The organism is Dictyobacter formicarum, assembly GCF_016587435.1.
Genome location: NZ_BNJJ01000044.1, coordinates 20,044 through 33,078 on the forward strand (window position 1 = coordinate 20,044; position 13,035 = coordinate 33,078).

At 50.1% G+C, this 13,035-nt stretch carries 15 protein-coding genes; 8 read left to right on the forward strand and 7 right to left on the reverse strand.

The features are described 5' to 3' along the window. Positions 1–8: 8 nt before the first annotated feature. The gene (locus JMI88_RS38055; RefSeq protein ID WP_201367319.1) at positions 9–278 is read right to left on the reverse strand and encodes a ubiquitin carboxyl-terminal hydrolase 14; all 270 of its coding nucleotides are present in this window, start codon (positions 276–278) and stop codon (positions 9–11) included. A 209-nt stretch (positions 279–487) separates the two neighbouring features. Beyond that, a complete protein-coding gene (locus tag JMI88_RS38060; protein ID WP_201367320.1) occupies positions 488–637 on the reverse strand; it encodes a hypothetical protein in 150 nt (49 codons plus the stop codon). Between the two features lie 151 nt (positions 638–788). Here JMI88_RS38060 and JMI88_RS38065 point away from each other — a divergent pair, with 151 nt between their 5' ends. Further along, a complete protein-coding gene (locus tag JMI88_RS38065) occupies positions 789–1,160 on the forward strand; it encodes a VOC family protein (RefSeq protein WP_201367321.1) in 372 nt (123 codons plus the stop codon). A gap of 50 nt (positions 1,161–1,210) precedes the next feature. On the opposite strand, the gene JMI88_RS38070 is transcribed toward JMI88_RS38065, so the two are convergent. The 3 genes from JMI88_RS38070 to JMI88_RS38080 form a co-directional block, all read right to left on the reverse strand. Then, positions 1,211–2,446, reverse strand: a complete 1,236-nt coding sequence (locus JMI88_RS38070) for a macrolide family glycosyltransferase (RefSeq protein WP_201367322.1) — start codon at positions 2,444–2,446, stop codon at positions 1,211–1,213. Positions 2,447–2,850: 404 nt separating this feature from the next. Then, positions 2,851–3,474 (reverse strand): copper resistance CopC family protein, encoded by a 624-nt coding sequence (locus JMI88_RS38075; protein WP_201367323.1) that lies wholly within the window; start codon positions 3,472–3,474, stop codon positions 2,851–2,853. Between the two features lie 155 nt (positions 3,475–3,629). Further along, on the reverse strand, positions 3,630–4,259 hold the full coding sequence (locus JMI88_RS38080; protein ID WP_201367324.1) for a copper resistance CopC family protein: 630 nt from the start codon (positions 4,257–4,259) through the stop codon (positions 3,630–3,632). A 465-nt stretch (positions 4,260–4,724) separates the two neighbouring features. On the opposite strand from JMI88_RS38080, the gene JMI88_RS38085 reads away from it, so the two are divergent. Next, positions 4,725–4,997 carry a cupredoxin domain-containing protein gene (locus tag JMI88_RS38085; protein ID WP_236023245.1) on the forward strand — a complete coding sequence of 91 codons (273 nt, stop codon included), beginning with the start codon at positions 4,725–4,727 and terminating at the stop codon, positions 4,995–4,997. Between the two features lie 14 nt (positions 4,998–5,011). Here the strand turns inward: JMI88_RS38085 and JMI88_RS38090 are convergent, their stop codons facing one another. Both JMI88_RS38090 and JMI88_RS38095 read right to left on the reverse strand, forming a co-directional pair. Further along, the gene (locus tag JMI88_RS38090) at positions 5,012–6,028 is read right to left on the reverse strand and encodes a zinc-binding alcohol dehydrogenase family protein (protein ID WP_201367326.1); all 1,017 of its coding nucleotides are present in this window, start codon (positions 6,026–6,028) and stop codon (positions 5,012–5,014) included. A gap of 54 nt (positions 6,029–6,082) precedes the next feature. Next, positions 6,083–6,406: an L-rhamnose mutarotase gene (locus JMI88_RS38095; RefSeq protein WP_201367327.1), complete on the reverse strand. Its 324-nt coding sequence runs from the start codon at positions 6,404–6,406 to the stop codon at positions 6,083–6,085. 972 nt (positions 6,407–7,378) lie between these two features. Between JMI88_RS38095 and JMI88_RS38100 the strand changes: the two genes are divergently transcribed. The 6 genes from JMI88_RS38100 to JMI88_RS38125 all read left to right on the forward strand — a co-directional run bounded on the left by JMI88_RS38100 (position 7,379) and on the right by JMI88_RS38125 (position 12,756). Beyond that, the gene (locus tag JMI88_RS38100) at positions 7,379–8,179 is read left to right on the forward strand and encodes an AraC family transcriptional regulator (protein ID WP_201367328.1); all 801 of its coding nucleotides are present in this window, start codon (positions 7,379–7,381) and stop codon (positions 8,177–8,179) included. Positions 8,180–8,363: 184 nt separating this feature from the next. Continuing rightward, positions 8,364–9,269 (forward strand): phytanoyl-CoA dioxygenase family protein, encoded by a 906-nt coding sequence (locus JMI88_RS38105; protein ID WP_236023246.1) that lies wholly within the window; start codon positions 8,364–8,366, stop codon positions 9,267–9,269. Positions 9,270–9,426: 157 nt separating this feature from the next. Beyond that, positions 9,427–10,050 (forward strand): nucleotide exchange factor GrpE, encoded by a 624-nt coding sequence (locus JMI88_RS38110; RefSeq protein ID WP_201367330.1) that lies wholly within the window; start codon positions 9,427–9,429, stop codon positions 10,048–10,050. 59 nt (positions 10,051–10,109) lie between these two features. Further along, the gene (locus JMI88_RS38115) at positions 10,110–11,099 is read left to right on the forward strand and encodes a DnaJ C-terminal domain-containing protein (protein WP_201367331.1); all 990 of its coding nucleotides are present in this window, start codon (positions 10,110–10,112) and stop codon (positions 11,097–11,099) included. Positions 11,100–11,122: 23 nt separating this feature from the next. Further along, a complete protein-coding gene (locus tag JMI88_RS38120; protein ID WP_201367332.1) occupies positions 11,123–11,461 on the forward strand; it encodes a chaperone modulator CbpM in 339 nt (112 codons plus the stop codon). 359 nt (positions 11,462–11,820) lie between these two features. Continuing rightward, positions 11,821–12,756 (forward strand): LLM class F420-dependent oxidoreductase, encoded by a 936-nt coding sequence (locus JMI88_RS38125; RefSeq protein ID WP_201367333.1) that lies wholly within the window; start codon positions 11,821–11,823, stop codon positions 12,754–12,756. Positions 12,757–13,035 lie beyond the last annotated feature (279 nt).

Below are 13,035 nucleotides of genomic sequence, written 5' to 3' on the forward strand. Positions count from 1 at the left end.
TTTTTGTTCTACTCGCTAAAGTCTAGCTCGACCTGATCGACATAGCACCAGCCCCAGTCTTCGCCTTTCTCAAATGAGGCTATGATGGGATGCTGGGTCTGATGAAAGTGTTTGGTTGCGTGCTTGTTTTTTGATGAGTCGCAACAACCTACATGCCCACATGTCAGGCAGATGCGTAGATGAACCCAATCGTCGCCGGTTTGTAAGCATTCTTCACAGCCGGGTGCGCTGGGTATAACTTCCTGGATCTGGTCAATGTGCGTACATACTATTGCCATACCCTTCTCCTTTGTCAACACTATGTTGTAAAAAGCATCTGGAAAAGCCGCTCAGACGCGGCTAGCTTTGCCGCCAGGAAAACACATATGCCTCCCTGGCGCTCTTTGTGATATCTCTTGTCACTATAACATGCGAAACAAAACGACGGAAGATGAGCTTAGCTATTGCTTGAACTGATATGCGCTGTTAGCGTATCTACCTTTGTATCTCAATCTGTCCGATAAGAGTACATCCAATCCGAAGCCTTAGGATTGGCGAAGAGCTTGAGAAAGAGGGGGGTGGTTAGATCACGGAACCATTGTTGCAGCGGGCGCGTGATGTGTTTCCCAGAGTCGCCGCGCTTTCCGACATCATACATCTTGATGGCCTCCTGCTCTCCGAACAATTGAGCAAGATTCGAGAAGTTTTCCTAAGTCTGATGGGGTATACTGAGTCTGATCGGAGAAACGTAACTCGGTTGGTATACTTATAAATAGCTACTGACGATCAATAGAAAGGATAGAGGAAATATGTTCACGAAAATTGGCACCATCACTATAGGCGTCAGCGATCAGGACAAAGCCCTCGATTTTTATGTTAACAAGCTCGGCTTTGAAAAGATAGACGACCAGCCCATGAGCGAAACTGAGCGCTGGCTTGAAATTGCTCTTCCCGGCACACAGACTCATATCATGCTCGGCCTGCGCGGCCAGAGCGGCAGCGACAGAACGGGCATGACTGGCTTCGTCCTGCATGCCGACAATATAGAAGAAACCTGCGCAACGCTCAAAGCTCGTGGAGTCACTATTACTCATGAGCTCACCACTGAACCCTGGGGCAAATGGGCCCAGTTCACCGATCTCGATAACAACGAATTTGGTATCTGGGCACCCGCCTGGTAGATTTTCTTTCTCCAGGATTCTTTAAAAACAACCTTCCTGCACCCAGCTAGCTAGATATCGGAGATCTGGCGTGTATGCAGGTATTGGAGAATGGCGTCCACGGCGGCATGGACGCCTCCCGTTTCGGCGATTGTCCGCTGCATCTGCCGCGTGTGCAGGCGGATTGATGGCTGGTGGGCAATATAGTTCACCGCTTCTTGCAAACTTGTAGCCGTCACCTGTGCTGGCTCCAGGGCAACGCCCAGCTCCAACTCAACTATTCTGCGCGCTGTTAACGCCTGCTCTTGCGTTTGTGGAATAACAATCAAAGGCACACCATAAGATAGCGCCTCCATGGTGCTATTCATGCCGCCCTGGCTGATAAAGATGCTGGACCTGGCCAGGACATCGAGCTGCGGTACCTGGGGATGGACGATAAAATTCTCCGGTAATGTGGTACCCAGTTCGGTCAGCGCAACATGCTGACCAATCGCCATCACTACCTGCCAGGGCGTACTGGCAAAGGCCTGTAAGCATGTCCTGTAGAAGTCGGGCAACTCATTGAAAGAGGTTCCCAGCGCGATGTAGAGCGTTGGCTGTTTACGCAGGTACTCCAACGGAAAATCATGAGCATTATAGCGGGGCAGGATGCAGGGTCCGACAAAATTGAAGCGCGCGTCAAATGTCTCGCCCGCATATTGAAATGCTCGCGGCAGCATCACCAGCGTCAGGGGTTCCACATGGGTAAAGAGATCTTTAAATTCAAAGGCTGGAACCTGGTACGCGGCGCAGAGCTCATGTAGTTGAGCATTCAGAGCAGACAGCTGCGCGCCCATCTCATCAGCATCTGTGAGTGGTACCGATTGATGCATAATCGAAAAAAACTGAAAGTAGTCGTTGAAGGCGTAGGTAGGATGTACGAGAATGGCGGGCACATGCAAGATCTGGGCCAGCATGCGACCCCAGAGCGCGGTCTGAGTATAAATAATGCCGTCTGGTTGCTGGTTGCCGGCTAGCGTATCTAAGATCTGTGGCAATAGCAAGCGGCACTCCTTGAGTATCTGCTCACCGATTACCACTGATCGTTCAGAGCTGTTCTGAGCACCGGTCAGTTGAGCTAGCCGATGAATATCCAGGCTCGAAATATAACTACGGAAAGTTGCCCCCGTTGCTTCGATCGGCCGGCGAAATTCGTCTGTCAGATAGTAAGTGACCTGCTCGCCACGCGTGATTAGACCCTGAACGATTGCTAGCGTGGGATTGACGTTTCCTTGCTGTGGAATGTTAAAACAAAGATATGTTGACATCACATACACTCCTTCTGCCAGGCCATCTTACCCGGTACGGTATCTCTGCAACTGCGGCATACTAGAGCATATCAACACATCATGTGTCTATTGTAGATTGTTTTTTCCTTCTTCATAAAGTGATAGCATATTGGTTTGATGCTGTCAATATATCTAGCCGTTTTTTACGTAATATTTATCACGCTTTAAAATAAGTAAATAATAATAAATATCCATTATATTGTAAAATATGGATATTACGAATATTTATGTATAAAGCAAGCAAAAAATCACGCATCAAAAAACGTTTAATTGAGCATAAACAACAATAAAGGCGTGATGGAAAGGTGCTCCGCGCCATAAAAGCAAGGACATCTATACGATGCCTTGCTTTTATTTATAGGAGGTGATGTGCAAGCTAGCGCTTAGCTGACGGGTGTTTGTGTGGGTTCATTAACGCTTGGAGTAGCCTTGCGTGAGCGGCCCAGGCCGAAGCCGACTCCCAGGCCAACTATCAAGGCGATCAAGCCGGAGATGACCGAGGTCCAGATGGTGGCACCACCATTGCTGGTGCTGGTCGCGGCTGTTGTGGCCGGAGACTTAGGTGTAGCGGTAGGCTGCGCCTGTGCCGTTGTGCTACCTGCTGCTGAACCAACCGTAAAGACATAGGCACCCTGGTCTGGATCATTGTCGTCGGATGAAACGGTGTTCCAGCGTACGACGTAGACTCCGTTTTTTTCGGGTTTGATAGCCACTGACATCTGCTTCGGATTGTTCAGATCAACTTTAGCATCCCCCTGGCTGATGAGATCACCGCTTGGTCCATAGACCAGGAGATTGCTATTGGCGGAACCCGGCTTCATATTCTCTGCCGTGGTGACCGTGATTTTGCTGGGTGGCTGAGCAATAGTCGAGTTAATGGCTGGATCTGAAGACATCACCTTGGCGTGATTAGGCATCGCAAAGGATGTGCCACTGAGCGCAAGGAATATGCCCAGGCTGAGAAACGTTGCACAAATCATGCATAAACGTTGGCGGAGTAAACGCATAATGATTTTTTTGCCTTTCTTGCTTTTTTTGGTATCTATGGATAGAGATAGCACATATGTAACGCATTATCTCTTGTATCATCAGGGGTAGCCGGGTGTGAATCTCTACCAAGAGCATAAATCTGATATAGATCTATGTCTATTGGGGCAATTCCCTATTTTTTCCCTAAGGTATTTTCTTCCTCTGGTAGAGATTCCTTATGTTTTTGTTGTCGCCGGGCCAGCGCAAAGGTGACTGCACTGCCTACCAGTAGGCCAACGATTCCGGTCAGCAGAGCGTTTAGCCACGCGGGAAGCGCTGTTGTATTATTCTGAGTGTTTGCCTCTGTGGCCATCATAGGATGTCCTGCCATCTCACCTTTAACCATGCCTTTGAGCATAGGACTGATATTGACAAAGAAGCGGAAACTTCCACTATCCCGATGCCCTTCGTCGGTAGAAGCGTTATGCCAGTTGACGAGGTAAATTTCTGACCCATTCGCTTGCATCGGCACCGCCATCGTCTGGTGGTCGCTGCCATTGATTTTGGCTGGTGCGGTGCTTACCAGTTTGCCATTGACATCGTAGACCTGGATATCGCTCTGGTTGGGATTGATCGGCTCCGAGAAGCGCACCGTGATCATGGTTGGAGCCTTGTCCAGCATCGCATTGGTAGCTGGTACGGAACTGACATATTCGCCATGTGCAGGATGAGCGAATGCGCTACCTGTGCATATCAGCATGCACAGCATGCCACAACAAACGCTAAAACTAATGAGATAATATCTTTCTACTCGTGTGCTCATATGTATAAACATCCTCCTTAACTGTTGACCGGCACGTATGCCGTGAAGGATCAGAGGTTATAAGGTGACAATAAGATAACTCTCTTTTATCTTTATCGGATATGTCGAATTAGATTAGAGCAGAATTATACTCTTTTCCATTAGGCGTTGGCCCTATTCTTTTTTCTTTCCTGCAGCATATTATTCCATTGTATATATAATATCACGTTTTAAGAACCATGCTGCTCATTTAGGTATATAGGGAGATATACTGAAGTGAGCTTGAAACACCTGAAAAATAATCAGGTAGCAGGAAAGGATAACTCTGCTACAATTTGGGGTGATACACTGAAACATAATCTTTATATGGGAGTAAGCTGAATCATGAAGCGGCACGCATATCATTGTCTTCTTTTGCTGTTGTTATCGATCGTTGGGATGGGCCTTATCTCTGCCTGTGGTAGTTCAAATCAGAATCAAGTCCATATGAACGAAACTGACTTTGTGCAAAAATCTGTTACCATTCAAAAAGGCGAGAGTGTGACGTTGGTCAATGATAGCGCGGCGATCCATGTAATCGAGAATGGTAGCTGGGTGGATGGTGTGCAGTTGCCGAAAATTGAGGCCGGGGCACCCCAGATTCAGGCGAGCGTGGACGGCAATATAAGTCAGATTATCGGCCCCTTTAATACTGCTGGCACCTTCCATCTATACTGTACCGTCCATCCCAACATGAATCTCACCGTTATCGTTCACTAGCGCGGCGTTACATATTAAATTGTTATGACGGCTTTGATAATGCCGCTATCGCGATCGAACCAGTGGGGGAAAGCCTCAATCATGGTCTCTGACGTGGCGCGATGCGTAATCCAGGGGTCCAGCAGAATCTGTCCCGCTTCAAGATAAGCAATAATCTGGCGGAACTCTTTGCTGGTGGCGTTGCGACTGCTGAGCAGGGTTAGCTCATGGCTATGGAAATAGGGATCATGAAATGAGACATCTCCCTGAAAGAGGCCGACAAAGATCAGGCGACCACCATGAGCGACATAGTGGAAGGCTGCTTGCATTGAGTGTGGATTGCCAGTGGCGTCAAAGACGGCTGTTGGACGGTCGTCTCCAAATATCGCTTGCAGACTGGCTTCGGCATCCTGACCTGGATTGATGCAGGTGACGTTTGGCCATTGCTGGCGGCAGAAATTCAGGCGGTTGGCGCTGATGTCCATCACAAAGACCTGTGCGCCCGCCAGCAGGGCAAACTGGGTGGCCGCCAGTCCGATGGGACCCGCTCCGACCACCAGGACGCGTTCGTTGTGGGCCAGCCGGGCACGATCCACCGCGTGGGCGCCGATTGAGAGTGGCTCAACCAGGGCCAATTGTTCAAATGAGAGGGTTTTGGCTGGATGTAGATGGTCGGCTGGCACCAGGAGATATTCGCTCATGCCTCCGTCGATGTGGACTCCTAGCACGCGAAGGTTAATGCAGCAATTGGTCTTGCCGCGTTGACAGGATGGACATTTGCCGCAGTTGAGGTAGGGCTCGACCGCGCAGCGCATACCTACGCTGATATGCTGTACTTGCTCGCCAACCGCCACCACTTCTACTCCCAGTTCGTGGCCCAGGACACGTGGATAGTTAAAGAAAGGCTGCTCACCGCGAAAGGCATGCAGATCAGTGCCGCACACTCCGATTGCTCGCACACGGACCAGCGCCTCTGCTGGCCCGGGAGCCTGAGGCTCGGCAGTTTGCAGTAACCGTAACTGCCCTGGTGCCTCCAACTGTATTGTTTTCATCGACTCTCCTCACATTTTCCCAGATGTATACAACTGCATATAGCTTACAATGGCTTAATCAGTATGAAAAACTACTTTCATATTGGCCCACCATTCACCATCAGCTCTCTCTTCGACCGGTTCCTGCATTGGATCTGTATACTTCCACCACTCTTGCGTCTTGGGGTCCGCTGCCATCATCTTCTGATCGGCCGCAAAATCATTGCCGATATACTCAAAATAAGCGAATAACAGGGTCCCATGACGAAAAATCGTGTAGTTACGCATATTACAGGCCCTGATCGTCTCTAGCACCTCAGGCCAGACAGCAGCATGGATGCGTTCATAATCTTCAATGTGATCCGGTTTGACCTGGATAATTTGACCAAAGCGGCGCATAAATACTCCCTTGCATTATTTTTGATAGCCTACCTCGATATTATATAGAAACCGTTTTCTATATTCAGGGTAGGAAAAAACCCTTCTTTTGTCAAGGGATAAATAGTATTTATGGTCCGGCGCTAAAGGGGGCCAGCCCTCTCTATCGGGTTAATAGAAAGGGCTGGCTCGATCACTCGCTGTGACATCCACTTAAGAGGAGATGAAACTGTGGATATATGGTAGTGTAGGCCGCTATGGCCTCTGGTTGGACGATTGGTGATTGCGTCTACCACCAGGGATACTGAGATGAGAAAGAGAGTTTTTTAGTTGACGCTTCCCTTCGTCAATTATCAGACGTTTAAGTTATATAAAGGACAGGTGTATGCAATTGATGTGTACTGGTTTGTTCCTTGTGATCTGTAAGCGTTAAAAACGATTGCATTACTACTGCTGCTTTCGTCCGCTTACTTATCACACTAGTATACATCGCCACATTCTCAGAATGAGTAAAGGTTTTTTATGGCATTATTTGGTTTGATTATGCTAAATTTAATAAAAAATATTTATCGATTTAAGAGTGTGTTTGAAAAGCAGGCACAAAGTGCCTGCGGCCCCTGACGCTACGCGCCTACGGCGCTCAAAAAACCTTTCATGGCTGGTGCAGCAGGGGCGCTTTCGCGCTCCTGCTGCACCAGCCATGAAAAAGAGAGTGGGAACGCTTGCGTTCCCCAGGCCTAGGGGCGCTCTGATTCCCACGCCCATCGTGGCCTCTCTGCTTCACGCTTCGCTCCTGCTGCATCAACAATGAAAAAGAGAGTGGGGACGCTTGCGTTCTCCAGGCTTTGGGGGCGACATGAATCCTGGTGTACTGAGATTCAGCACATTCGACGAATGGGCCAATGTTTATGCTCTGGACCTTTTTATACTGGAGATAATGTGGCACAATATGCTTAAGATGTGGATAGCTGAGTTACTGGGATTGGAGGAAATGTGACAACTGCGATGGAACTGGTAAATGGGATGCAGGCGCTACACGTGGCGGCAGGCTGGACCTTTGCGGAGCATGCGCATAATGGGATTGAACTGGTGGGGATTCTTCAGGGCCAGGTGGTGTTGGAGGCGGCCCAGCGCCAGTGGCAGGTCAAAACAGGACAGGTTGTCTCAATTCCTCCTCTCTTGCCCCATCGATGGTGGTGCCATGAGCAATCGCGCTTGAATGTCTTGCACCTGGATTATACGCCGCGTGATCTGGCCCAACGCCTGGTGCCAGGTAATTCTCCTCGCCTGATTACGCTGACAAAAAAACAGGTTACCGAATACGAGGGCCTTTTTCAGCGCTTGTTAGATCTGGTAGATCAATCTCCATCAAAGCAAGAGCGCCTGCTGAAAGCGTATCTGGAAGTGTTTGTGTTGACCTTATTGGAGGGTGATCAGATTCAGGATCCAACTACCATTGCCATTTATGAGATTGCGGCATACATGCAAACCCATTTGGATCAACCAATTTCGATTGCCGGGCTGGCTCAACAGTTTTTAATGGCCGAAGTGACGTTACGCCGCCACTTTCGTTCTATCTTTGGTGTTTCACCGAAGCAATATCTGTTGGATCTGCGACTGAAAGAGGCGCAGCATCTGCTGGCAACCACGCGCCTGACCCTTCAGGAAGTAGCGGCCCAGACCAGCTTTTTTGATCTGGCCCATTTCTCTTCCACCTTTCGCCAGCACTACCATGTCTCGCCTTCCCAATGGCGAGCCCAGCACTTCAATCAATCCTCTCCCATCTTGGATTGATTGAGGCCGGGCCAGGATGTGATCGTTTTTTACAAATTATAGATTGCTTTCTCCCAAGACAGGACTGAGCTCTATCCGTATACTTATCTGTACGTAGCGGACGGGTTGAGGTGTGTAGATACCGCTTGTATAGAGCTACGATCGTCCTGGACTACGGATGGATCGGTTCCAAAGGAGGAAGTTTTTGAGTACGCAGACGCGCGAATTAACGCTGATAAGCAACGGCTATCAGCTATCGCAAACACCACAGCGCCTGGGCTGGCTGGAGCCCACCGATCCCACCTTACCAATGGAGCAGCTGCGGCAAAAGTACCGCGCTGCTGGTTATCTCTGGCTGAAAGGTATCCTGAACCGTGAGGCGGTTCTGGCCTTCCGCCGCCGTTTCTTTGCAGCCATGCAGGCAAGTGGCCTGATGGCCGCCGATAGCGATCCCGAGGAGGGCATTTACTCGGGAAGGATCGAGCAGAAGGAACTGGCCCACAAGATCTTTATGGAAGCTCATCGCTGGCCCGAGTACGAGGCTTTTTGTACCGCTCCCGAAATTGTACATTTTTATGAGAGCTTTCTTGGCGGTGAGATCTATCTCCATAAGCGCAAGCTTATTCGTTACAATGTGCCTGGTGATGCCAGAACCACCGGGGCACACTATGACCTGGTCTACCTGCGCGGCGGAACCGACCGTCTCTGTAGCAGCTGGATTCCACTGGGCGATACGCCTGTTGAGGCTGGCGGCCTGACCTACCTGGAAGGCTCGGACGCCTGGGGACGGAAAATGGAGGCCGAGTTCTCACTGAAGAACGCCAATCTACCGCCCGAGGAGCGCATCAGCGCGTATAATAAAAATATGCGCGAGGGCTGGTTGACCAACAACTTGCCAGAACTGGCCGATCGCGTCAATAGTCGCTGGTTGATTGCTGATTATGAAAGTGGAGATATGGTCGTACATAGTCCCTATATGATCCATGCAGCCACTGTCAATTATAATGCTCAGCAACGTATTCGTCTCTCTACTGATATTCGCTATCAGCTTAAAACTGACGACATTGATATGCGCTGGACTAACCATTACTACGCTGGTGATATGCTCTAGTTGTTTGTACACCTTCCCTCTTTTTCAAGCGTGTTTTTTACAGCAATGGAACGAAGTCTAAACCCCATTGCTGTAATTTTAAATTTTGGGCACGTTTGTTCTTTCCTTTTCTTTTCAAGAGGATTGAATTTAAATAGGATTGAAGAGGTAGATTGTTATGAGTCGGAATGATGCAAAGAAATCAAAGGGGAAGGATATTAAACCTGATACTACCGTGCCAAAGGAGGAAACAGTGAGACAGGAGGAGGAGGTCGGGCAAGAGGAAGGGGTCAGGCAGGAGGAGCCAGCGTCTGAAACATCTTTGCTTGAGCAGCAACTGGCGGAAGAGCAGAAGAAATCTGCGGAATACCTCGATCGATTGAAGCGCTCCCATGCCGATTTAATCAATTACAAGCGTCGGAGTCGCCAGGAGCAGATGGATGCGCGAGCTCGTGCCGAAGGTGCCTTGCTTGAACGTGTGTTGCCTGTTCTCGATGACCTGGGGCGTGCCATGGCTTCCATGCCACCAGAACTGGCAGATAATCCATGGGTCGAGGGGGTCGCGCTGACCGCCCGACAGTTGATGAATACACTTGAGCAGCTAGGTGTGACGCCGGTTGGTGAGCCAGGAGAGACCTTTGATCCCTATAAGCACGATGCCATTTTACGTATGCCTAGCCCAAAACATGCCGAGGGGACCATTATTCAGGTGATACGCCCGGGATATATGTTGAGAGATCGTGTTTTACGTCCTGCACAGGTCGTTGTTGCTAGCTCGCCTGCACATGAGGAAAATGCTTAGACGATGTATGGCCGCACGCTATTCCTTTAGATAGATGCAGGAAGAGAGTGAGATGTTCCATGGCAGTTGATTACAAGGATTACTATAAAATCTTGGGGGTGAGCAAGGATGCTAACCAGAAAGATATTCAACGCGCCTTTCGTCGGCTGGCTCGCAAATATCATCCCGATGTTAATCCTGATAATAAAGAAGCCGAAGAAAAATTTAAGGAAATTAACGAGGCTAACGAAGTCTTGTCTGATCCTGAGAAGCGAAAAAAATATGATGAGATGGGCTCTTATTACCAGCAGTATGGCGCATGGCCGGGGGCGGGCCAGCCAGCGGGTGCCGGTGCCTGGGGTCGGTATGGAGGAGGAAATTATCAATACCGGACTGTGAACGAAGAAGATCTCGAGGATTTGTTTGGGGGCAGCTCTCCATTCTCTGATTTCTTTGAGACATACTTTCATTCGGGTTTCTCTGGAGCTCGAGCTCGTCGTTCAACTGCCGGAGCGGGGCAGCGCGCACGACAGGCTGTGGCCGGTCGGGACGTGGACGCTGATGTGGAGGTGACGCTGGCGGATACCTACCAGGGAACACAGAGAGTCCTTGAGTTGAGTCAACCTGATGGAAGTACACGTCGCCTGGAAGTGAAAATTCCAGCCGGAGTCGACGAGGGGTCCCGCGTTCGTATCTCAGGCCAGGGAATGCCAGGTACGCCGCGCGGCAATCTCTATCTGCGCATTCACGTGCGCCCTGATGCCCGGTATACGCGTGAAGGAAGTACGTTGCGCACCCGCGTCACTGTGCCATTGGCCACGGCTATACTTGGTGGCGAGGTCCCCGTTCCCATGCCTGATGGTCGCCGTCTGATGTTGCGTATCCCGCCCGGCACCAATGATGGTCGTTCTTTCCGTCTACGCGGCCAGGGTATGCCAGAGAAGATAGGGCATCCTGAGCAGCGCGGTGACCTGTATGCTGAGGCCCACGTTGACCTGCCCACCCAACTGTCTGATGAACAGAAGCAACTCTTTGAAGCTTTTGCCCACTCGCTGAGTTCGACCCATTAAAATGTGAGAGGAGAGATGTATCTATGTCGGACCAACAACTCTCGAGGCGGATCACAAAAATCATCGTACTCGGCCAGCCAGAATCTTATAGCTATAGTGAACCGGAAATCATCGAATGGTGTCGCCTGGAACGACCATTTGTCTTGCACCTGGCCGAAGCAGGTCTGATTGGACGCCTGGATAGTGGTAGTATGGAATACCACTATAGTGACGGAGACCTGCGTCTATTGCGTCGCGCCTATCGTCTCCATCACGACCTGGACGTCAATCAGGCAGGCATAGAAGTCATTCTACGCCTGCTCATGCATATCGACGAGTTACAACGCGCCCACTTCCAACCTGACAGGCACAACAAACCCTAACCGTAGATGCGCCCCTTGTGGGCAATACTTTCAACTTTAGCAAAATGAAGACGTTACATCTGGCGCATTTGAGCTCATATCGACGCGATAAGCAATGCTTTGGGCTCTTAAGTTGAAAGTATTGCCCCTTGTGGGCGCTTCCGCCCCTTCCCGCTCGAAAAAAGAATCATCAATTAAGGATAATACTCGGGTGAAATCGCTCCGCATCGCTTTCCAGGGCGTTTTCGAGCAGCAAGCAAACAAGCGCCCGCGAGGGGCACCCCTACGGAGGAAGTGCCACCATGGATGTTACCTATTCTTCCTACTCATGCGTTATATCTATTAGTAGAACTAATTTTGTTATCGTGAAAGAAGGTATAATGAAGTTTAGCGCTGAAATTCCTAATGGTTGGAAAATGAATCTGGCAACAATCAAGGATCCTGTGGAAGCCTACGAGACGATGACGAATGTGGCCAAAGCTGCCGACGACAATGGCTATGAGTCCGTCTGGATGGTTGATCATTTTCATACGGTCCCGAAGCCATCGCAGGAAGTGACATTTGAGACCTGGATGTCGCTGGCAGCCATTGCGCGCGACACGAAGCGTGTGCGCATCGGCCAGATCGTAACCTGTAATGGCTATCGCAATCCTGCCTTGCTCGCCAAGATGGCCAGCACGTTCGATGTACTGTCGCATGGTCGCTTGAATTTTGGTATTGGCGCAGGCTGGTACGAACACGAATACCGGGCCTATGGTTATCCTTATCCCGATGCGCCAGAGCGCCTACGCATGTTGCGGGAAGCGTTGCAGGTTATTCATGCTATGTGGGAGCAGGATGAGGCCTATTTTGAAGGCAAATATTACCAGATACGGGGCGCCATCAACCAGCCCAAAGGTGTGCAGAAACCACATATCCCGATCCTGATCGGTGGTGGTGGCGAAAAGGTTACCCTCAAGCTGGTCGCACAATACGGTGATGCCAGTAACGTCCTTGGCGACATGCAAACCATCAAACATAAACTTGGAGTACTCAAGCAGCACTGTGAGACATTAGGTCGCGACTACTCAACGATCCACAATACCACAGGAGCCGTTTGCTCTATCGCCGATAGTGACGCAGAGGCCATGGCACTCCTTCCCGCCCATGTCCGGGGACAACTGAGAGATACCTCTCTGGTAGGTAGTCCTGAAACGATTCGTGAGCGTGTCGCCGAGCTCGAAGCAGCCGGCATCCACGAACTGATCCTGGATTTCCCCAGCTCCACAGACCTCACCCCTCTCTATCGTTTCGCACACGAGTTCATCAAACAATAGAAAATAGAGCATAAAGCAACCCATAGTACGCGCCTTCGGCTCCTGACGCTATGCGCCTGCGGCCCATCACACTACGCGCCTTCGGCGCTCAAAATGCTTTTCATAGTTAGTGCAGCAGATGCGCGAATGCGCATCTGCTGCACTAACTATGAAAAAGAGAGTGGGGACGCCTGCGTTCCCCAGGCCGAGGGGCGCTTTGCTCCTTCTGGTTATGGACTTCAAACACATTCCAATCAGCTTTCACCGCAGGCGGAAATGTTCACGTCTTTTAAGACGATC